The organism is Shewanella sp. SW1 (assembly GCF_025653545.1).
GTDB classification, from domain to species: domain Bacteria; phylum Pseudomonadota; class Gammaproteobacteria; order Enterobacterales; family Shewanellaceae; genus Shewanella; species Shewanella oncorhynchi.
Window position 1 is genome coordinate 96847 of sequence record NZ_JAKKSG010000001.1, and the last position, 20386, is coordinate 117232.

Here is a 20386-nt window from a genome sequence, read left to right on the forward strand (position 1 = left end):
TCGCGGTTTCCTATTCTTGGTATACCCTGCAGGCTTGAAGTTGCAGCTATGCTGCAACTTCATTGGCTTTGAGTATAGCGAGTTATTAGCAGCCGTTAATTGGCCACTATGCTGAGCAGTTTGCCCGGCACATAGATCACTTTACGTACTGTCAGACCGTCTAGGTATTTGATCACGTGTTCATCACTCATGCCTAAGGCTTCTACTGATTCTTTATCAGCGTCGGCGGCCACTGTGATTTTTGCGCGAACTTTACCGTTGACTTGCACAACGATGAGCTTGCTGTCTTCAACTAGCGCAGCTTCATCAACGACTGGCCATTTGCTATCTTCGATGTTGCTAGCATTGCCTAACTCGTTCCACAGGTTAAAGCTCACATGCGGAATGATAGGGTACAGCAAACGTACGATGGCGGATAAGGCTTCGCCGATAATGGCGTTGTCTTGGCCTGTGGTTTGTGGTGCTTTTTGCAGATGGTTCATCAGTTCCATCACGGCGGCAACCGCAGTGTTGAACATTTGACGGCGGCCGATATCGTCGGTTACTTTGGCGATCGTCTTGTGGACTTCACGGCGCAGCGCTTTTTGATCGGCAGTTAACTTGCTGACATCTAAGGCTTCGCTGTTATCTTGGTTCACATGCTCGTTTGCAAGCTTCCACAGACGTTTAATGAAGCGGTGTGCGCCTTCAACGCCAGATTCTTGCCATTCCAGAGTTAATTCTGGTGGTGAGGCGAACATCATAAATAGGCGAACCGTATCGGCGCCGTATTTTTCGACCATGACTTGAGGATCGATACCATTGTTTTTCGACTTAGACATCTTGCACATGCCGGTATAAACCAGCTCGTTGCCGTCTTTGTCAATAGCCTTAGTGATACGGCCCTTGTCGTCTTTTTCGGTGGTCGCTACATCTAACGGCGATACCCATACGCGGGCACCTTTGTCGTTGGTGTAGTAGAAGGCATCGGCTAACACCATACCCTGAGTCAGCAGTTGTTTTGCTGGCTCGTTAGAGTTAACCAGACTCGCATCACGCAGCAGTTTGTGGAAGAAACGGAAATATAACAAATGCATACAGGCGTGTTCGATACCGCCAATATATTGATCCACAGGCAGCCAGTAGTTGGCTTTAGCGGGATCTAACATTTCATCGGCCTGCGGGCTGCAGTAACGGGCGTAATACCAAGAGGATTCCATAAAGGTATCGAAGGTATCGGTTTCGCGCAGTGCATCTTGACCGTTGACTTGGGTTTTCGCCCATTCTTTATCGGCCTTGATTGGGCTTTGAATACCGTCCATCACGACATCTTCTGGCAGTAATACGGGCAGTTGATCTTCTGGCGTTGGGATCACAGTACCGTCGGCTAAGGTCACCATAGGAATAGGTGCGCCCCAGTAACGCTGACGTGAAACACCCCAATCGCGCAGGCGATAGTTGACTTGGCGCTTGCCTTTACCTTCGGCGACTAACTTGTTAGCGATGGCATTGAAGGCGGCGTCAAAGTCTAAACCGTCGAACTCACCGGAGTTAAACAGTACGCCTTTTTCGGTATAAGCGGCTTCGCTGATATCAACGTCGCCATCAACTGGCTTGATCACCGCTTCAATCGCTAGACCGTATTTCTTGGCAAATTCGAAATCACGTTGATCGTGGCCAGGAACCGACATCACAGCGCCGGTGCCATAGTTCATCAGTACAAAGTTAGCGGCCCAAATCGGCACTTGCTTGCCTGTGATCGGATGAATGGCGAAAAGCCCTGTGGCCACGCCGCGTTTTTCCATGGTCGCGAGTTCGGCTTCTGATGTTGTGCTGTTTTTGCACTCATCGATAAAGGCGGCAAGCTCAGGATTGGTTTGTGCGGCGATTTCAGCTAATGGATGACCTGCGGCAATCGCCACATAGGTCACGCCCATTAAGGTATCTGGACGCGTGGTATAGATATCGAAGCTTTTATCGTGACCTGCGACGCCGAAGGTCATTTCTACACCTTCGCTGCGACCAATCCAGTTGCGCTGCATGGTCTTAACCTGTTCAGGCCAGCCATCTAAGGTATCGATATCGTTTAACAATTCTTCTGCATAGGCAGTGATCTTAATAAACCACTGTGGAATTTCTTTTTGTTCCACAGGGGTATCACAGCGCCAGCAGCAACCGTCTTGAACTTGCTCGTTCGCCAGTACGGTTTCATCGTTTGGACACCAGTTGACTGAAGCTGTCTTTTTATAGACTAGGCCCTTCTCGTACAACTTAGTGAAGAACCATTGTTCCCAGCGATAATATTCAGGGGTACAAGTGGCGATTTCACGGCTCCAATCGTAACCAAAACCCAGCAATTTCAGCTGGTTCTTCATGTATTCTATGTTTTCATAGGTCCATGGCGCAGGCGCAGTCTTGTTGTTAATCGCGGCATTTTCTGCGGGCAAACCAAAGGAGTCCCAACCAATAGGCTGGAGCACGTTTTTGCCTTGAAGACGTTGAAAGCGTGCAACTACGTCACCTATGGTATAGTTGCGTACGTGTCCCATGTGGAGTCTGCCAGAAGGGTACGGAAACATCGAAAGGCAATAAAACTTTTCTTTGTTTGCGTCTTCAGTGACTTCGAAGGTTTTGTTGTCATGCCAGTGCTTTTGCACTAAGGCTTCAATTTCTGAGGGATTATATTGCTCTTGCATCACTCTATTTCCGGCAGTGCCGCCTATTATTGGATCTAACGCCATATCAGCGCGAGTAAGATCTGCATAGAATAAACTAGAAGCGATGCATTAAAAAGGTTCGTATGAAGGAGTATTGGTTATGAATGATAGAAGTAACGCGTTACTAGGACTGTATCAAGCCTTAATTACCGAAGTGAAATCTCAATTTTCAGAAGATAACACTATGACTGTAAAGAACTTATTAAATTCTGTCACTCAAGGTAAGGAGTATTTACGTCTTAAAGAACAGGCAGGGGAAGATGAACTCGCTTTAGTCGAACAATTCTTAAAGCGTGATATTACGAGTTTTCTCCGTGAGCAGAACGCGGATAGTTTGAGTCATAGCCCAACCGTGATTACTTTAGAGAATACGCTTTGGCATTGGCTCAGTGAAATCACCGACCGCAGCCAAGTCGAATGGCATGAGTTAACGCAAGATTTTAAGCACCAAGGCTACTACAAGAGTGGTGACATAGTGAATCAGGGCATCATGGTGTGCACTAACTGTGGCAATGAAATGAGTATTGAATTTCCAAGTCCCATCCCAGATTGTCCAGAGTGTGATCATGAAGAATTTACCCGCGAGCCGCTAACGCCTTAATCAAGGTGATGATGTTATGCAGCTAAAACGACGCCTCTGCGTCGTTTTTTTTGAGTTCTATTAGACTAGACCTAAATTGCTCATATCTGCATTAATTAGGCTGTATCAACTGTTGGTACGAGAGTAGTTGAGGATTTGACCGCCAAAGGGCGCTAATAAAAATTCAGTGTGAATGGGTCTATGTTGTGTATGTTCGTAACCTAAGGTCACCATACGTTTACTGAATTTTGCATGATTACCACGGCCTGGATCGACTAAGACTACATCACAAATTGGTTTAGCATGCTGCTCAATAAATTGTGATAAGAGATCGGCATGTTCTTGTTCGTACAAGAGATCGCTGCCGATAATGAGATCAAATAAACCTAAATTAGTTTGTGCATCTGCCCACCCAGTTCGAACAAATGGAATCGCACGACCATGATTTAAATCGACATTCTGCTTAAGGAAATTCTCTGACTCGGGGTGATAGTCGGTTGCTGTGATGTCGGCATGTCTGTGGTTTAGCACTAGACTTGCCAGCCCTATACCGCAGCCAACTTCAAGAATGCGTTTATTATCAATTTGATAATCGGCCATATGATGGGATAGCACTTGGCTAGACGGCCAAACTATGCCAAATAATGGCCAAGTTGCGGAGGAAATACCGAGCTTTTCAGCTTCGCCATCTAGGTCTTCAAATTCTTGGTTATTTCTTAGGGTTCTGACATGAATGTCGAGATCCCCAAATTCGTGGGTTTGGTAGCGCACGCGAAGCTGTGCCATAGAGTTGCCTTGACTGTGTACCTTGGTTAAGGAACGAGGTAATGGTACCAATCATATTGGCTATGCAGACACAGTCACTGTGATTGGTATAAGGCCACGTCTAATCGTTCACCTTAACGTGGAACGCGCAATCAGCCTAATGTATTCGCAGACAATTGCGGGATAACACAGGTTAACTGAGTGTCAGCCTAACAACCTTGGGTGTTGATATCATATTGCGGCGCAGTGCTGGCATCGCTGGCTTGGGTGTAGCGGAAATAGCATTGATCGTCATCCACTAAGGTATTGTTGTTAAGATCGTAACCTATGTAAGTGATATCAACGCCTTGATATTGAATGATGAGCTTATCATCTGAGGTGATCCATTTTTCCACATCAGTATTATCGAGGTAACCCCATTTTAATCGTGTATCTGGCGTGCCATCACCATTGAGGTCGATATCAATAATATCATCGCGCCCAGCTACCGCTTGGCTCAGTAGGCTAGGCATTTGGGTTTTTGAGTAGGCCAGTGTGTTGGCGGTTTTTACGCTGGCCTGTAATTGGCTTAAGGTTTGTACCCGAGCCTCTTTACTCAAACCGATAAATTTAGGCGCGGCAATCACAGCCAAGATCCCAAGCACAATAATCACCACGACAAGTTCAATTAAGGTAAAACCTGCCACATCTTGTTTATTGACTTGGTAATGCATGACCTAAATCCTATTGCGCTTTAAAACGTCGGGCAAGACCGAGTAGAACGATTAAACCACAGAGTATCAGTAGGGGCATTTGGCCTAATTTTGCAAACCAAGTTTGTCCTGTGACTAATGGAATAGTTGCACTTAGCACGCCTATTTCAAACTGTGGTAATGACGCTGTGATATTGCCATGCTCATCGACTATGGCTGTCACGCCATTGTTGGTTGCGCGTAATAGAGGCCGACCCAATTCAACCGCGCGCATTTGAGCGATTTCCATATGCTGTAATGGCCCATTTGAGCTACCAAACCATGCATCGTTAGAGACAGTTAATAGTATATCTGTCCCTTGATTAACGTTGTCGCGCAACTGTTCGGGAAAGGCTATTTCATAACAAATTGCTGGCGCGATTTTATGGCCTAGGGCGCTGAGGTTCGGCTGTTGATATTCGCCTCGTGTAAAGGACGACATGGGCAAATTAAAGAAAGGTGCTATCGGGCGCAGCAGCGCTTCAAAGGGGACAAATTCGCCAATTGGCAACAGATGGTGTTTCTTAAATTGATTGCTACCATCGCCCTCATAGTCAGGGCCTGCTTGTTGTTTCTGATTATGATTACCAAGCACAATCAATGAATTATAGAACTCATTGTTTTGATGGCTAATAATGCCAGTGATAATTGAGGTATGGTTTAGATTGGCGACTTTATTGGCGTTATCTAAAAAATCCTGCACCATAGATTCTGGCGCTGGAATTGCCGCTTCTGGCCAAATAATGATATCGGCATCCAGATGTTCGCGGGATAAATCCATGTATTTTAACAGTGTCGGCCACAGGGCATCGGGTTCCCACTTCATGCTTTGGGGAATATTGCCTTGTACCAGTGCCACTTTAACATTTTCACCCGTAGGATGAATGTCCCAAAGTTTAGGCGCAGCCCACACGGCCAGAATACTGAGCGGCAATAAAAGCAGTAAGCTCTTATAACGCTTAGTAAAAAAAAGCGCTAATGCACCAGCGAACATGGCCAATACAAAACTTATTCCCAGTGTGCCTATGATACTGGCAAGGGGTTTTAGCGGCCCTTGAGTTTGCGAGTAACCCGCCCATAACCAAGGGAAGCCTGTCATTACCCAGCCACGAGCCCATTCGGTCAAGGTCCATAACGCGGGGAATAGGGCGAGATTACGCCAAAGACCAAATCGAGTTTTACCATCATGGCTCAGCGTTTTAGTTAACCAAACCAGCGCTAAACCAGTTAGAGCGGGATACAAGGCTAAATACAAGGCTAACAAGGCCATTAACCCAACGGAGGCAATGAGCGGCATACCACCAAAGGTATCCATGCTCACGTGAACCCAGCTGATCCCTACGGAAAAACAGCCAAATCCAAAGCTTAACCAATAGTAAAAGCTTGCCTTAGCGCTCAGCGTTCGGCTGTGCCAGAGGGCAATAGCCATGGCAAACGGATAGATTATCCAAATGGAATAGGGCGCAAATGAAAGCGCCGTACTGGCGCCAAGGGCAAATGCCAGTACGAGTCTCACAGCACTAGGTTGGGACTGTTGTTGGGCAAAAGCCCGAATTTTTTTTAGCACGAGTGATTATTCTACGTCTTCGCCAGTATTAGGATCGGGGAGTTTAACTCTGAGTTGGATTAAACGCCTAGTGTCAGCATTGATGACTTTAAATTCTATGCCTTCAATGATGATGCTCTCGTTACGTTCTGGCAGATGGCCAAAGGCGTGTGAGACTAAGCCACCGACGGTATCAAACTCTTCATCGCTGAATTCAGTGTTGAATTCTTCGTTGAAATCTTCGATTGGCGTCAAAGCTTTAACCATATAAACCGTGTTGCCGACTTTGCGGATCTCGGTTTCTTCAGTGCTATCGTGGTCGAATTCGTCTTCAATCTCGCCGACAATTTCTTCAAGAATATCTTCGATAGTCACAAGACCCGATACGCCGCCGTACTCATCAACCACAATCGCCATATGGTAACGTTGAGAGCGGAATTCTTTTAGCAGAACATCGACGCGTTTGCTTTCGGGCACAACCACGGCGGGACGGATCACGCGATCCAGTGAGAAGGGCTCATCACTGTTGGAGAAACCGTAAGGGATCAAATCTTTGGCAAGCAATATGCCTTCGATATGGTCTTTATCTTCGTTAACGACGGGGAAGCGCGAGTGACCTGAACCAATCACAGTCGCAAGTAACTCTTCGACCGAATTGTCTATCTGGAGGGCGACAATTTGAGCTCTTGGGATCATGATATCCCGAACACGCATATCAGAAACGTCTAATACACCTTTTATCATCTCGCGGGTATCTTGGGTGATCAAATCGCGCTGCTCGGCACCATCAATCACATCGACTAGATCTTCGCGATTTTGAGGTTCGCCCTGAAATAGCTGACTTACTCTATCAAACCAACCTTTCTTGTGGGCGTTCGTACTAGGGGGGATATCGTCACTCATAGTTTTCTCATTAGCTTTTGATAGGGATTATCTTAGCTAATTATTGTTCCTTATATGGGTCAGTAAAACCTAAGCTTTCAATGAGTTGAGTCTCTAATGACTCCATCTCTTCGGCTTCTTCATCGTCGATGTGATCATACCCTAGCAGATGCAAGCAACCATGTACAACCATGTGTGCCCAGTGCGCTTCTAGTGGTTTTTGTTGTTCACGGGCTTCATTTTCAACGACTGCCGCGCAAATGACAAGATCTCCGAGTAAAGGAAGTTCAATTTCTGGTGGTGCTTCAAAGGGAAATGACAGTACATTGGTCGGTTTGTCTTTACCGCGATAGGTATTGTTGAGCATTTGGCTCTCGCGGCTATCGACGATACGTATGGTTAATTCAGCTTCATCCATGCTATTACCAATTGCGGTAGTGACCCAAAGGGCGAATTGTTCGTCCGTTGGTAGCCACTCACTGGTGCTGGCATGTTGAATATCTAAGGCTAACTCAAGACTCATGTGTTTCGGCTTCCTGCTGTTGCTTTTGGTGCTGGCTTTCTTTTTTGGCTTTTAAGGTTTGCTCTTTTAACTCGAAGGCTTCATAGGCTTCAACGATACGGGCAACCACAGGATGGCGCACTACATCTTGGGAGACAAAAAAGTTAAAGCTGATTTCTTCGACTTGGCTTAACACTTCAATCGCGTGACGTAGCCCTGACTTTTGATGTTTAGGTAAGTCGGTTTGAGTGATGTCGCCGGTGATCACCGCACGGGAATTGAAACCGATACGGGTAAGGAACATCTTCATCTGCTCGATTGTGGTGTTTTGGCTTTCATCGAGAATAATAAAGGCATCGTTCAGGGTACGACCGCGCATATAGGCAAGCGGCGCCACTTCTATTACATTTTTCTCGATTAAGCGTTCCACTTTTTCAAAGCCAAGCATTTCGAACAGGGCATCGTAGAGGGGGCGTAGATAAGGGTCGACCTTTTGACTTAAGTCACCGGGTAAGAAACCGAGTTTTTCACCCGCTTCCACTGCAGGGCGAGTCAGCAGAATGCGGCGCACTTCTTGGCGCTCTAACGCATCTACTGCCGCTGCTACGGCAAGGTAGGTTTTGCCCGTTCCTGCAGGGCCGATACCGAAGGTAATATCGTGACGCGTAATATTGGCTACATACAAGCTTTGATTCGGATTGCGTGGCTTAATGACACCGCGGCGGGTTTTGATATTAATACCGCTGTCGTCGTTAGCGTCTGCTTGCTCTAGGGCAATGGCCGCTTGAATAGCGATATGGACTTGCTCAGGCTCAAGATCGGGCGTGCTGCCTTTAACCGTTTGGGTCTCGATGTAGAGTTCTTTGAGTAAGTTGTTGGCGCTTAAACAATTGCGTGGCAGTCCGGTGATCTGGAAATGATTGTTCTTACGGACGATTTCAACGCCAACGCGACGTTCTATCTGCTTGATATTGTCATCGAATGGACCGCACAGTGAAGCCAAACGGCGTGTTTCTGCGGGTTCGAGATACAGATTCATGGTAGTTAATTTACTGGACAAATAGCACTCCCAATAGCGAATAAGAAAGCAGGGTACGAGGTTGGTTAACCATCGCAAGATAATTTTAGTTTACGAGCCATAGCCGATAATTGCTAACGGAAAATAACAATTGCCTCGGTAGACTTAAACAAAAGTGCGTGAAAGCAAAAGGGCGACTAAGTCGCCCTTCTTTATATAGGTATTTTTTAAGTTAAGCCGATTTAGCGCTTATGGCTTAAATTGAGTCACACCCAGTTCATCATCTTGCTTGCGCTTGGCCAGAATTTCAGCAGGACGCAGGCTACGACGTAGATCCATTTCATCTTCGCCGCGGATAAAGACACCGCGCAGTGAGTTAGTGTAAACGTCGACAATTTCGACATCCACGAAAGTACCAATGTGTTTTGGTTGACCTTCGAAGTTCACCACTCGGTTGTTCTCAGTACGGCCGCGCAGTTCCATAGGATTTTTCACCGATGGCCCTTCAACCAGAATACGTTGCACTGTGCCCATCATGTGGCGGCTGTAGCGCATGGCTTGCTGGGTGATGCGGTCTTGCAGAATCGCCAGACGTTGTTTTTTCTCTTCCATATCGACGTTATCGGGTAAATCCGCCGCTGGCGTGCCCGGACGTGCGCTATAGATAAAGCTGAAGCTGTGGTCGAAACCTATGTCTTCAATCAACTTCATGGTATCGGCAAAGTCTTCTTTGGTTTCGCCAGGGAAGCCAATGATAAAGTCCGAGCTGATTTGAATCCCTTCACGGGCTTTACGCAGGCGGCGGATGATTGACTTATATTCAATCGCCATATGGCCGCGTTTCATCGCCGTGAGAATACGGTCAGAACCCGATTGCACTGGCAAGTGCAAGAAGCTTACAAGCTCAGGGGTATCTTCGTAAACGTCGATGATATCTTGTGTAAATTCAATCGGATGACTGGTCGTGAAGCGGATACGGTCGATACCGTCGATGGCTGCCACGAAACGCAGTAATTCCGCAAAAGTACAAATTGCGCCATCGTGAGTTGCGCCGCGATAGGCATTCACGTTTTGGCCGAGCAAGTTTACTTCGCGCACACCTTGCTCTGCCAATTGGGCGATTTCAAGGATAATATCGTCCGATGGACGGCTGACTTCTTCGCCGCGAGTATAAGGTACAACACAGAACGAGCAGTATTTGCTGCAACCTTCCATGATAGACACAAACGCGGTTGGGCCTTCGGCGCGTGGCTCTGGCAGACGGTCGAATTTTTCGATTTCAGGGAAGCTGATATCGATAACCGCTTTATCACCACGGCGCACTTGCTCGATCATCTCGGGCAGACGATGCAAGGTTTGTGGTCCGAAAATAATGTCGACACACTGGGCTCTGTCTTTAATGGCTTTGCCTTCTTGTGAGGCAACGCAGCCGCCCACGCCAATAATCAAATTAGGATTTTTATCTTTAAGCGTCTTCCAGCGTCCTAGCTGATGGAACACTTTTTCTTGCGCTTTTTCGCGGATAGAACAAGTGTTGAGCAGGAGAATATCTGCCTCAGACGCTTCTTCAGTCAAGGTATAACCTTGGTATTCGCCTAACAGATCAGCCATCTTGGATGAGTCATACTCATTCATTTGACAGCCCCAAGTCTTGATATGGAGTTTCTTACTCATCAGTTGTGTCGCCCTAAGATGACCAATAAAAATAGCGCGACATTTTACCTGCTGTTACGGCTGCTGACCAGCTTTGTCCACACTTTTAGCTGTTGGCTTTTGCCAAGGGCGATACCCTCACAAATGCTAGGTTTTTATTGTTCGGCTGCATTTGGGCAAGATTAATATTGTTAACATGCTGAGCTTTCGTTATTTCCAGCAAACTATTCGGGCTTGAATGCCTATGTCTTCACGGATTTCGAATCGAAATGCGCTCAACATTTCCGTGGTATCTTGATATAAGGCATAATCGAGCGGGTTTGTGAAAAGTCGCTTGAGCAGAAATACAGAAGGGCTTAAAGGTGCTAACTAAGGTCGTAACTAAGGTGGTAAGTAGGATGAGCCAGATTGAAGATACACATGCACAGATGATATCCGACACCACAGATTCTAACGTGACTCATGCTGACGTTACTCATGCTGAAGGCACTCATGCTGAAAGTACTGAGTTCGACGTCATTCTTGTCGGCGGCGGCATGGTTGGTGCGGCGACGGCAATTGGATTAGCCCAACAGGGTTTGCAAGTGGCGGTGATTGAATCTTTTGCGCCAGAGGCTTATCAAGCCGAACAGCCATTAGATGTGCGAGTCTCGGCCATCAGTGTGGCTTCTGAAACGCTGCTTGAACGTCTTGGCGCCTTGGACTCATTGCTCAAGATGCGTAATGTGCCTTATTTGGGCTTAGAAACTTGGGAGCTCGATGGCTGCATCACCCAATTCCACAGTTCGCAAATTGGTGCCAGCCATTTAGGTCATATAGTCGAAAACCGTTTAATCCAACTTGCCCTGTGGCAACAGATGACACAATTAGCTGGCATCACCTTATATTGTCCCGATAAAGTGGTGGCATTTGCCCGCGATAGCGACGGTGTGAGCGTGCACTTACAGTCAAATAGTAAACTGACCGCTAAGTTGTTGGTTGGCGCCGATGGTGCTCACTCGCAGGTACGTCAATGGGCGGGAATTGGCATTTCGGGTTGGGATTACGCTCAATCGGCCATGTTGATTAATATCAACACCGCACAGGGGCAACAGGATGTGACTTGGCAGCAGTTTACGCCCAAAGGACCGCGTTCATTATTACCTTTACCAGGCAATAACGCTTCGCTGGTGTGGTACGACGATGCCAATCGAATTAAGCAGTTAATGCAGCTTAATAATAAACAGCTTGCAGATCAGATAAGAGTGCATTTTCCAGCGCGTTTGGACGCTGATTTTACCGTTGAGAATAAAGGCAGTTTTGGCCTCACTCGTCGCCATGCCCAGAGTTACTATCGCCATAATGTGGTGATTTTAGGCGATGCCGCTCACACTATTAATCCCCTCGCAGGCCAAGGGGTGAACCTTGGGTTTAAGGATGTCGAAGCGTTTTTAGCGGTTATCAAGGATGCATTAGCCCAAGATAATATCTGGTGGTCGAATGAAGTGCTTGCCCAATATCAGCGCAAACGTTATCGCGATAATCAATTGATGATGACGGCGATGGATTTGTTTTACGCCGGTTTTAGCAACGATATTCTGCCGCTAAAGCTGCTGCGTAATGGCGCGTTAAAGTTGGCAAACATCAATTCCCCGCTCAAAAAGACTGTCCTTAAATATGCTATGGGACTTAATTAACGCTTTGTTGTTCTGTGTTCTGACCTTATGTTCTGCTCCTGTCCGATGACGTGGCATTTGTTGACTTGGGGTTTGAGTGCTAAAATGCCGCGTTTTTAGCAGGTATGGTCAGTTCAGTCGGCACTTTGCGCGGCTGTCATCGACGAAATAACGATATTGAGTGTCATGAGCGAAATAAAATTAATAGTTGGTCTGGCTAATCCAGGTGCTGAATATGCACACACTCGCCATAATGCGGGGGCTTGGTACGTACTTGAGTTAGCGAGAATTTGCGGCGTGACTTTAGTGGCCGATAGTAAGTATTTTGGTTTGACCGCCAGAGCCGTATTGCACGGTAAAGATGTCCGCTTATTGATCCCGACGACTTATATGAATTTAAGCGGTAAAGCGGTTGGCACTTTGGCGAATTTTTTTCGCATCACGCCGGAAGAGATTCTGGTCGCTCACGATGAACTCGATCTGCCGCCCGGTGTGGCTAAGTTTAAGCTCGGTGGCGGTCATGGCGGCCACAATGGTCTGAAAGATATTATTGCTAAACTGGCTAACGATAAAAACTTCTACCGTTTACGCTTAGGTATCGGTCATCCCGGTGATAAAAATCAAGTGAGTGGGTACGTACTGGGAAAAGCACCTGCTAAAGAGCAAGAGCTTATCGAGGCGGCGATAGATGAAGCCGTGCGTTCTACCGAAATTTTGTTTAAACAAGACATGGTGAAAGCCATGAACAGATTACACTCCTTTAAAGCGGAGTAGGTTTTGCCTTTGGCGAGACTCAAGTGTTAAGTGATTCAAGTGATTTAATTATTCAGTAATGTGCTGCCATAGGGCAGGACGACTAAACCTCGCTGATGAGTGTGACTTGTCAGCCAATAATCGAGAGAAAGGTAAGCATATGGGTTTTAAATGCGGCATTGTTGGTCTTCCTAACGTAGGTAAATCAACGCTTTTTAATGCGTTAACTAAGGCTGGCATCGAAGCGGCTAACTTCCCGTTTTGTACCATTGAACCTAACACTGGTGTTGTACCTGTGCCGGATCCACGTCTGGATGCGTTAGCTGCGATTGTGAATCCACAACGTGTGTTACCTACCACCATGGAATTCGTGGATATTGCGGGTCTTGTGGCTGGCGCATCTAAAGGTGAAGGCTTAGGTAACAAGTTCCTCGCTAACATCCGTGAAACCGATGCGATTGGTCATGTCGTACGTTGTTTTGATGATGACAACATTGTTCACGTTGCTAACAAGGTTGACCCTGCTGGCGATATCGAAGTCATCAACACTGAATTAGCGTTAGCTGACTTAGACAGTTTAGAGCGTGCGGTTCAGCGTCAGCAGAAACGTGCTAAAGGTGGTGATAAAGACGCTAAGTTTGAAGTGGAAGTATTAGAAAAAATGCGCCCCATTTTAGACGAAGCTAAAATGTTGCGTTCAATGGATTTATCGAAAGAAGAGCTGGAAGCGGTGGCTTACCTGAACTTCTTAACCTTAAAACCGACCATGTATATTGCTAACGTTGCGGAAGATGGTTTTGAAAATAACCCGCACTTAGATGCCGTTCGCGCCATTGCTGCCACTGAAAACGCTATCGTTGTTGCCGTATGTGCGGCGATTGAATCTGAACTGGCCGAGATGGAAATCGAGGAGCGCGATGAGTTTATGGCGGATCTGGGTATCGAAGAACCAGGTTTAGATCGTGTGATCCGCGCAGGTTATGAATTACTGAATCTGCAAACCTATTTCACCGCAGGCGTGAAAGAAGTGCGTGCTTGGACTGTGCCAGTGGGTGCGAGTGCTCCGCAAGCGGCGGGCGTTATCCATACCGATTTTGAACGCGGTTTTATCCGTGCCCAAGTGATGGCATTTGATGACTTTATTGCCCACAAAGGTGAAGCTGGCGCGAAAGAAGCCGGTAAGTTACGCGTGGAAGGTAAAACCTATATTGTTAAAGATGGCGATGTGATGCATTTCCTGTTTAACGTATAGCAAAGCTTATTCACGCTGTAAGTCTCGATAAATTAAGCTAAGTATGAGCAACAAGGTGTTATTTAGCACATCTGTTGCTCAGTTTGGTGAAGTAATAGCCGAACAGCTTAACCTAAGGGAAATAGCGAAAAAAAGCTGTTGACCTAGATACCTCGAATAAGCATAATACGCCCCGTTCCTCGCTGAGAGGTGCGCGTAATATCGATGTGGCAATGTAGCTCAGCTGGTTAGAGCACAGCACTCATAATGCTGGGGTCGCAGGTTCAAGTCCCGCCATTGCTACCATTTTATTTAAGATAAATTTCTTATATAAAATGAATCACGATTTACTCTAGCATTGATTGCTAGCATCTCTTCACGATGTAAACATGAAGCTGTGCGGGAATGGTGAAATTGGTAGACACGCCAGATTTAGGTTCTGGTGCCGCAAGGTGTGAGAGTTCAAGTCTCTCTTCCCGTACCATTTTTTAGATATATGAATTTAGAAACATCGGCGATAGCGGATGTTTGAAACAGAGTTAGTTGGGGTATCGCCAAGTGGTAAGGCACCGGGTTTTGATCTCGGCATTCCAAGGTTCGAATCCTTGTACCCCAGCCATTTTTTCTCAGTTTCCAAGTTGATTGGGGTATCGCCAAGTGGTAAGGCACCGGGTTTTGATCTCGGCATTCCAAGGTTCGAATCCTTGTACCCCAGCCATTGGCAATGTAGCTCAGCTGGTTAGAGCACAGCACTCATAATGCTGGGGTCGCAGGTTCAAGTCCCGCCATTGCTACCATATTTAACTCTGTTAAAGTGATTTATCAGAGAAAAATCCAAAAATGTTGAATAGACAATTTTGGTACATTTTGATGCGGGAATGGTGAAATTGGTAGACACGCCAGATTTAGGTTCTGGTGCCGCGAGGTGTGAGAGTTCAAGTCTCTCTTCCCGTACCATCAAAATGCAATCTTCGATAGAAGATTAAACACAGTTTATTGGGGTATCGCCAAGTGGTAAGGCACCGGGTTTTGATCTCGGCATCCCAAGGTTCGAATCCTTGTACCCCAGCCAAAAAGTTAAAAAGCCTGTCTTCGGACAGGCTTTTTGCTTTTTAACTTTTAACTATTTTCAGCTTAGCGTTATTTTGCTTTCAGTTTCCCTTCAATATTAGCCCTTCCAGCCTTTCCCTTGTCTCTATAATTCCCGTTGGTTGTGGCAATTCAGCTATTTTCAAAGTTAATCCACAGTGCCATTTGAGCTGGCACTGTGGTGATCCGTTTTATTGCTTTTTGACTTCAGGAGTAACAGGTGGCGATTTTATTTCTGCTGGAGCCGCTGGAACGGCGACTTTTGCAGCCGCTTCAGTGATATTGATTGGCATTGCAGCATTCTTAATGACGGCATTCTCTGTGACCGCACTATCAATAACGGCACCTTGGGCCGCTTTAACATCACCTGTTGCAACGGCTTTGACAGCATCAGGTATTGCTAATTGTTGCTGTACTTGATTTGCGCCCGCTTCTAAGGCTTTTTGTTGTAACTTCTGTGGATCGGTATAGTCGGCTAATTCCTTCGGCCAACTTGGGACCCGTTTTTCTACCTGATTACTGAATTGCTCAGAAATCACTAAGGGTGCACCGCCTTTCATCAGCATGACTGCCATTTGGTTGGTATCTGAGTTCCAAACAAGACCCGCTTTTTCGGCCATTTCGGGGACAGGGGTGTAAGTTGACACTAAGTAGATGAGTGGACCTTCCTGTTGGATCTTGTCGGCCGTTTTGAGCAGGGATAGGGTGGTATCGTAATTTTTACCCAGCAATTCCTGCATACGGTTTTTGATGAGCGGTTGTTCGAATAATCCGACATCGTTCGGATCTAAACCGACAAGGGGTTTAAGCAAGGCCCACATGAGCTGGCCTTGAGGTGACATTAATAATAGTGGTGCAACGCAGGCGTTGAGCATTAATGCGAGCCACACAATATGCAGGCAGCGCATTTTTTTGAGCAGAGATGTACTCAAGATGATATTTCCTTGGAAGTACCAGCAAGTCGCCGGCGGCGGATTGTAGCTGATTGGCATAAGGTAAACGAGAGGGTGGCAAAGTAAATTTTAAGCAAAAAAATTAGCCCAAATGTTGAATTTTATCCTTATGAATTTTATAGGTATTTACAGGTGATACAATAGATTATTTGCTGCTAATTTAATCGAAGGTAATGGTTTTTGAGTGCTAAAAACAGATTTACCCCTAAGTGCTTTATTTTTAGCACTTATTTTTCTTCTTACTTTTTAACTTCTTTTTCAGTATTGAATATGTAAAGTTTGTAAACTTTGTTCTGTTTGATAATAGATCTCATTTAATCTCGGCGCATTAAATTAGTTTAATGCAGCTCATTTCTATCTTTAGCTGCATAGGGAAAGCAGACTCTGGAGGTATTTCTCTTTGGTTTGTTTTTGAGAGTGCATCATTGAAATTAAGAGTCAGTAAGTCATCTTTGTCCTTTGCCCGCATTATTCATGTTTATGTGTCTATGGCTTTATTATTGCTGATGCTGTTTTTTGCGGTGACAGGTATAACGTTAAATCATCCTAATTGGTTTTCTCAAGCTGATCAGGAACCTAAGCGGGAACAAGTGCCAATCCCAGCCTATTTGTTACCCGTTAATGCCCAAGACTCACAATGGCGTCTGGCTGCGGGTCATTGGTTGAAAAGTGAATGGGCTATGGATATGGCGAGTGCCGATATCGATGAAGATGAAATTAGTTTAGTCAGCAAAGGACCTGGTACTTATCGGAGTCTGACATTGGACTTACTCGACGGGCAAGCCTATGTCGAAACCTTAGATTACGGTGTCGTTGCCGTAGTGAATGATTTGCATAAGGGCCGTAACACAGGCACAGCTTGGGCTTGGATACTCGATCTCAGCGCTGTGCTTATCATTTTATTTTCGCTCACTGGGGCTTATTTGTTGCTGCCTCAAACCAAGCGCCTCAAAAAGTCATTGTTATACATGGTACTCGTCAGCAGTAGTTGCGGGCTTGTGTATGTTTATTTTGTTCCATAAGGAGTGTAGGCCGAGTATGCGTCATCTTATTCGCACCATTACGGTGAGTGCTTTGTTTGTCAGTTCTGTGGCGTTTGCGACGCCTAAAATGACAGTCGATTTAACTTTGCCTGAAATTACCGAAGGGCAATATCACAGACCTTATGTGGCCGTATGGGTTGAGGATGCCAAGGGGCAAACGGTTAAAACCTTAAGCCTTTGGGTATGGGATGAAGGCCATAAATGGTTGAAAGATATCCGTCGTTGGTGGCGTAAAGCCGGACGCGAAGATATGAGCTTTGTTGACGGTATTGCATCTGCGACACGTCCCGCGGGTCATTACAAAATCGATTGGGATTTAAAAGATGAGGCGGGAAAAGTGCTTGAACCTGCCACTTACACTGTATTTATTGAAGTGGTGCGTGAACACGGTGGTCGCGATCTTGTACGACAAAATATCGATTTAGCTGCAGGAGATTTCTCTGTGCAGTTGCCCGCCACGACAGAAACTGGCGTTATCGACATACGCTTAAGCGGCATGGCTCATTGAGTCAATCCATTAAATATTTAGCCCGTATATTAATCGTTAAACTTAAGGAAAAGGCATGAAATTACGTCTTATTACATTACTTGGCACACTTTGTATTAGCCCATTGGCAAGTAGCCACGACAGATGGATTTTACCTAGCCACTTCAACGTTTCGGCTGAAAGTGAAGAAATTGTGTGGATTACTTCAGATGTGTCTGCCAGCAATCAAGTGTTTATGATGGATAAACCTTTTAGTGCCAGTGATGTGCGTGTGTTACAGCCAAATGGAAAACCAACGTCTCCAAGCTCAAGTTACACGGGCGGACGTAAGTCGGTGTTTGATGTGCAACTGATGCAAGATGGCACTTATAAGTTTGAAAAAGAAGTTTCACCTCGTTATTTTTCTCAGTATAAAGTTAAAGGAAAAGAAGGGGTTGTACGCAGCCGTATGGATAAAAAAGCCACAACTGCTGCTATGCCAAAGGGAGCCTATGAACTTGAAAGTTCTTTAAATGTGTCGCGGGTTGAAACCTATGTCACACGTAATAAGCCAACTGAGGAAGTGTTAAAGCCTAAGGGGGAATATTTAGAACTAGTGCCTGTGACTCATCCTGCAGATATTGTTGAGAACGAAGCTGCTACCCTGCAATTTGTTTTCGATGGTAAGCCCGTTGAAGGCGTTAAAGTCGCCATTATGAAAGACGGTAGCTTATATCGTAACAAACCAGAGGAAATCGAATTTACCTCAGATAAAGACGGTAAAGTTTCAATGATCTTACCTTCAGCAGGACGTTATCTCTTACATGCGGCAATTGAGCGCCCTAATTCAGATCAATCCCTTGCTGATAAAACAGTTAGCGAAATCTTTTTGACCTTTGAGGCTGGGCTTGAATAAATGAGTTAACCTCTAATTTGAGGTTTTTGCTTTGAGTCTTTATGCCCACGGTCTAAATGGCGAGTGGGCATTTTTGTATTCATTTCGTACTAAAACGTGTGCGAAATTTCCTTAGGTATACAGATTTGAATTTGATTACTGGTAACTCTGCTTAAGGTTGGGTAAGCTGCGTCAATGCATTGTTCTTGGTGCATCAAAAGCGCATAACGATTAGAATAGTGCAATTCCACCCTCATTTGACTGTGTTGACCTTAGCGTTGGCACGGGTTGCTTTTGTTTTAAAGGAGACGAAAGAAGTTATGACTAAGGTTCCTATGACAGTTGTCGGTGCAGAGCAGCTGCGTAAAGAGTTAGATATTCTCAAGTTTGACCGTCGCCCTAAAATCACTGAAGCAATTGCTTCAGCGAGAGAGTTAGGCGACTTGAAAGAAAACGCGGAATACCATGCGGCTCGTGAGGAACAAGGTATTTGTGAAGCACGTATCCGTGATATTGAGGGTAAGTTATCTAACGCGCAAATTATCGACGTCACTAAGATGGTGAATAACGGTCGTATCATTTTTGGCGCCACTGTGACTATTTTAAATCTCGATACCGATGTTGAAGTGACTTATCGCATAGTCGGCGATGACGAAGCGAATATTAAAGAAAACCTGATTTCAGTGAATTCACCAATAGCCCGCGGTTTAGTCGGCAAAAATGAAGGTGATGAAGTGTCTATTACTACGCCAGGTGGTATGACAGATTACGAAATCATCTCAGTACAGTATTTATAATCTGCTTATAATACTTTGCTTATAGTGTTGTGAGCGTGGCTCATGCGATATCACTAAAACCGTCCTAGGGCGGTTTTTTGTTATCCGCGAATTAAGTTTGTTTACGGCTTGAGTTTAGGGCTTTAGCCAAGGATATCGATCGCGCTTCAGCGTTGAATTCGGGGTAAGATGGACAAAGTTTAATTTGTCTCTTTGTAGGTTTTTACCTAAGCTGCCATCCTAGCAAAATCAATATTAGCGAAATGTGTATGTTGTTTTTTTGCGCGAGTTTCACTTTATGGACCCACAGTTAAGCATCAAAAGCTAACAATGAATAGGTTCATCTTTAGTTTGATAATGTTTTATAAGAGGGCACGCTTTGGTCAAACATTGGCGTACAGGATTGATGTTAGTTTGCGTGGCGATCATGTTGATTGCACACTCGGCTAGCTATGCGCCAAAACCCTCAGTACAGCGCAGTGATGCAACTCGCCATTATGCTCAGATGCATACTGTGAGTCTTGATAGCTCGACTCCCTATGCAAAGCTAAGCGCTGAGCCTCAAAGCTTGCCCGATGCCGATGTTATCGCCCAATCTAATGCACAGTCTGATGCGCAAACCGTTGAAAGCTGCGGCTCACCGAATAGTCATGATACCGATCTAGTCAGTGCAGACTCAGAATCACAGCCAGCACCTTGTCCGAGCTCTGACTATCTAAGTCATTCTGATGACTTAGATTTTGCCCCGATAAATTCGCCGCGATTTATCAGTCTTGCCCAGCACAATGTGCGTGAGGTCAAGCCAGTATATGTACTCGCTGTAGACTTTACTGCCGAACCGACATCCAATGTCGTTGAACCCACCGATCTTGATATCACATCAGATTGGACGCTTTCTGCTGTTTCTTCCCCCGCCCGAATTTCGGGTTGGAAAGTCTCAAATCTTCAATATCGATTTAGCCAACAAGCCGCTTAGCTCGCCTATTTAGGCATGACGTTGATAGGAGCCTACTCTTATCGATTTTTCATGCTGTTGCCTTTTTGTACTCACCGAAACTTTTATAGCTGCTTAAGTAAGCAGTGATGATTTGAGCCTTACGAGCTTAGCCGCTGGTACTCAATTACGTGTTTCGGACTGATATCAATATGTTC

General features: G+C 45.7%; 18 protein-coding genes and 7 tRNA genes. 16 read left to right on the plus strand and 9 right to left on the minus strand.

Translation table 11 applies throughout. The features are described 5' to 3' along the window. Positions 1–95: 95 nt before the first annotated feature. The gene (gene leuS / locus L5M71_RS00500; RefSeq protein ID WP_263206142.1) at positions 96–2675 is read right to left on the minus strand and encodes a leucine--tRNA ligase; all 2580 of its coding nucleotides are present in this window, start codon (positions 2673–2675) and stop codon (positions 96–98) included. A 121-nt stretch (positions 2676–2796) separates the two neighbouring features. Between leuS and L5M71_RS00505 the strand changes: the two genes are divergently transcribed. Next, positions 2797–3297 (plus strand): zinc ribbon-containing protein, encoded by a 501-nt coding sequence (locus L5M71_RS00505; protein ID WP_263205854.1) that lies wholly within the window; start codon positions 2797–2799, stop codon positions 3295–3297. Between the two features lie 105 nt (positions 3298–3402). On the opposite strand, the gene L5M71_RS00510 is transcribed toward L5M71_RS00505, so the two are convergent. The 7 genes from L5M71_RS00510 to miaB all read right to left on the minus strand — a co-directional run bounded on the left by L5M71_RS00510 (position 3403) and on the right by miaB (position 10394). Then, on the minus strand, positions 3403–4062 hold the full coding sequence (locus L5M71_RS00510; protein ID WP_113939289.1) for a class I SAM-dependent methyltransferase: 660 nt from the start codon (positions 4060–4062) through the stop codon (positions 3403–3405). 188 nt (positions 4063–4250) lie between these two features. Continuing rightward, positions 4251–4754, minus strand: a complete 504-nt coding sequence (locus L5M71_RS00515) for a Tfp pilus assembly protein FimT/FimU (RefSeq protein WP_263205857.1) — start codon at positions 4752–4754, stop codon at positions 4251–4253. A 10-nt stretch (positions 4755–4764) separates the two neighbouring features. Then, complete coding sequence (gene lnt, locus L5M71_RS00520) at positions 4765–6339, minus strand: apolipoprotein N-acyltransferase (protein ID WP_263205861.1); 1575 nt, start codon at positions 6337–6339, stop codon at positions 4765–4767. Between the two features lie 6 nt (positions 6340–6345). Next, on the minus strand, positions 6346–7221 hold the full coding sequence (corC, locus tag L5M71_RS00525; RefSeq protein WP_006082742.1) for a CNNM family magnesium/cobalt transport protein CorC: 876 nt from the start codon (positions 7219–7221) through the stop codon (positions 6346–6348). Positions 7222–7261: 40 nt separating this feature from the next. Continuing rightward, a complete protein-coding gene (ybeY, locus tag L5M71_RS00530) occupies positions 7262–7723 on the minus strand; it encodes an rRNA maturation RNase YbeY (protein ID WP_105251690.1) in 462 nt (153 codons plus the stop codon). Then, entirely contained in the window at positions 7713–8762 is a 1050-nt protein-coding gene (locus tag L5M71_RS00535) for a PhoH family protein (RefSeq protein ID WP_263205863.1), read from the minus strand. The genes ybeY and L5M71_RS00535 overlap by 11 nt, the downstream gene beginning before the upstream one ends. A 207-nt stretch (positions 8763–8969) precedes the next feature. Continuing rightward, the gene (gene miaB, locus L5M71_RS00540) at positions 8970–10394 is read right to left on the minus strand and encodes a tRNA (N6-isopentenyl adenosine(37)-C2)-methylthiotransferase MiaB (protein WP_006082739.1); all 1425 of its coding nucleotides are present in this window, start codon (positions 10392–10394) and stop codon (positions 8970–8972) included. A gap of 377 nt (positions 10395–10771) precedes the next feature. On the opposite strand from miaB, the gene L5M71_RS00545 reads away from it, so the two are divergent. From L5M71_RS00545 to L5M71_RS00590, 10 genes are all read left to right on the plus strand, one after another. Then, a complete protein-coding gene (locus tag L5M71_RS00545) occupies positions 10772–12049 on the plus strand; it encodes an FAD-dependent monooxygenase (RefSeq protein WP_263205865.1) in 1278 nt (425 codons plus the stop codon). Between the two features lie 165 nt (positions 12050–12214). Continuing rightward, positions 12215–12802, plus strand: coding sequence for an aminoacyl-tRNA hydrolase (gene pth, locus L5M71_RS00550; protein ID WP_263205868.1), 588 nt, complete (start codon positions 12215–12217; stop codon positions 12800–12802). A gap of 139 nt (positions 12803–12941) precedes the next feature. Further along, on the plus strand, positions 12942–14033 hold the full coding sequence (gene ychF, locus L5M71_RS00555) for a redox-regulated ATPase YchF (RefSeq protein ID WP_028761466.1): 1092 nt from the start codon (positions 12942–12944) through the stop codon (positions 14031–14033). A gap of 208 nt (positions 14034–14241) precedes the next feature. Continuing rightward, positions 14242–14318, plus strand: a tRNA-Met gene (locus L5M71_RS00560). A gap of 93 nt (positions 14319–14411) precedes the next feature. Beyond that, positions 14412–14496: transfer RNA gene (locus L5M71_RS00565), tRNA-Leu, on the plus strand. A 60-nt stretch (positions 14497–14556) separates the two neighbouring features. After that, positions 14557–14631: transfer RNA gene (locus tag L5M71_RS00570), tRNA-Gln, on the plus strand. Positions 14632–14655: 24 nt separating this feature from the next. Next, positions 14656–14730: transfer RNA gene (locus L5M71_RS00575), tRNA-Gln, on the plus strand. A gap of 2 nt (positions 14731–14732) precedes the next feature. Continuing rightward, positions 14733–14809: transfer RNA gene (locus tag L5M71_RS00580), tRNA-Met, on the plus strand. A 75-nt stretch (positions 14810–14884) separates the two neighbouring features. Further along, positions 14885–14969, plus strand: a tRNA-Leu gene (locus L5M71_RS00585). 40 nt (positions 14970–15009) lie between these two features. Further along, a tRNA-Gln gene (locus L5M71_RS00590) sits at positions 15010–15084 on the plus strand. Positions 15085–15292: 208 nt separating this feature from the next. On the opposite strand, the gene L5M71_RS00595 is transcribed toward L5M71_RS00590, so the two are convergent. After that, on the minus strand, positions 15293–16009 hold the full coding sequence (locus tag L5M71_RS00595; RefSeq protein ID WP_263206145.1) for a hypothetical protein: 717 nt from the start codon (positions 16007–16009) through the stop codon (positions 15293–15295). 470 nt (positions 16010–16479) lie between these two features. Here L5M71_RS00595 and L5M71_RS00600 point away from each other — a divergent pair, with 470 nt between their 5' ends. From L5M71_RS00600 to L5M71_RS00620, 5 genes are all read left to right on the plus strand, one after another. Beyond that, positions 16480–17076 carry a PepSY-associated TM helix domain-containing protein gene (locus tag L5M71_RS00600; RefSeq protein WP_212599331.1) on the plus strand — a complete coding sequence of 199 codons (597 nt, stop codon included), beginning with the start codon at positions 16480–16482 and terminating at the stop codon, positions 17074–17076. Between the two features lie 16 nt (positions 17077–17092). Then, positions 17093–17605, plus strand: a complete 513-nt coding sequence (locus L5M71_RS00605; protein WP_113939297.1) for a DUF2271 domain-containing protein — start codon at positions 17093–17095, stop codon at positions 17603–17605. 55 nt (positions 17606–17660) lie between these two features. After that, positions 17661–18479 carry a DUF4198 domain-containing protein gene (locus tag L5M71_RS00610; RefSeq protein ID WP_263205876.1) on the plus strand — a complete coding sequence of 273 codons (819 nt, stop codon included), beginning with the start codon at positions 17661–17663 and terminating at the stop codon, positions 18477–18479. A gap of 299 nt (positions 18480–18778) precedes the next feature. Beyond that, on the plus strand, positions 18779–19255 hold the full coding sequence (greA, locus tag L5M71_RS00615; RefSeq protein WP_028761461.1) for a transcription elongation factor GreA: 477 nt from the start codon (positions 18779–18781) through the stop codon (positions 19253–19255). Between the two features lie 385 nt (positions 19256–19640). Beyond that, entirely contained in the window at positions 19641–20210 is a 570-nt protein-coding gene (locus L5M71_RS00620; protein WP_317630031.1) for a hypothetical protein, read from the plus strand. Positions 20211–20386 lie beyond the last annotated feature (176 nt).

Coding starts and splice junctions, on each gene's coding strand:
- leuS (WP_263206142.1), bottom strand. CDS start 2,675: ATGCAAGAGCAATATAATCCCTCAGAAATTGAAGCCTTAGTGCAAAAG.
- pth (WP_263205868.1), top strand. CDS start 12,215: ATGAGCGAAATAAAATTAATAGTTGGTCTGGCTAATCCAGGTGCTGAA.
- greA (WP_028761461.1), top strand. CDS start 18,779: ATGACTAAGGTTCCTATGACAGTTGTCGGTGCAGAGCAGCTGCGTAAA.
- corC (WP_006082742.1), bottom strand. CDS start 7,221: ATGAGTGACGATATCCCCCCTAGTACGAACGCCCACAAGAAAGGTTGG.
- L5M71_RS00510 (WP_113939289.1), bottom strand. CDS start 4,062: ATGGCACAGCTTCGCGTGCGCTACCAAACCCACGAATTTGGGGATCTC.
- ybeY (WP_105251690.1), bottom strand. CDS start 7,723: ATGAGTCTTGAGTTAGCCTTAGATATTCAACATGCCAGCACCAGTGAG.
- L5M71_RS00605 (WP_113939297.1), top strand. CDS start 17,093: ATGCGTCATCTTATTCGCACCATTACGGTGAGTGCTTTGTTTGTCAGT.
- L5M71_RS00620 (WP_317630031.1), top strand. CDS start 19,641: ATGTTAGTTTGCGTGGCGATCATGTTGATTGCACACTCGGCTAGCTAT.
- L5M71_RS00505 (WP_263205854.1), top strand. CDS start 2,797: ATGAATGATAGAAGTAACGCGTTACTAGGACTGTATCAAGCCTTAATT.
- L5M71_RS00610 (WP_263205876.1), top strand. CDS start 17,661: ATGAAATTACGTCTTATTACATTACTTGGCACACTTTGTATTAGCCCA.
- L5M71_RS00595 (WP_263206145.1), bottom strand. CDS start 16,009: ATGCGCTGCCTGCATATTGTGTGGCTCGCATTAATGCTCAACGCCTGC.
- miaB (WP_006082739.1), bottom strand. CDS start 10,394: ATGAGTAAGAAACTCCATATCAAGACTTGGGGCTGTCAAATGAATGAG.
- ychF (WP_028761466.1), top strand. CDS start 12,942: ATGGGTTTTAAATGCGGCATTGTTGGTCTTCCTAACGTAGGTAAATCA.
- L5M71_RS00545 (WP_263205865.1), top strand. CDS start 10,772: ATGAGCCAGATTGAAGATACACATGCACAGATGATATCCGACACCACA.
- L5M71_RS00515 (WP_263205857.1), bottom strand. CDS start 4,754: ATGCATTACCAAGTCAATAAACAAGATGTGGCAGGTTTTACCTTAATT.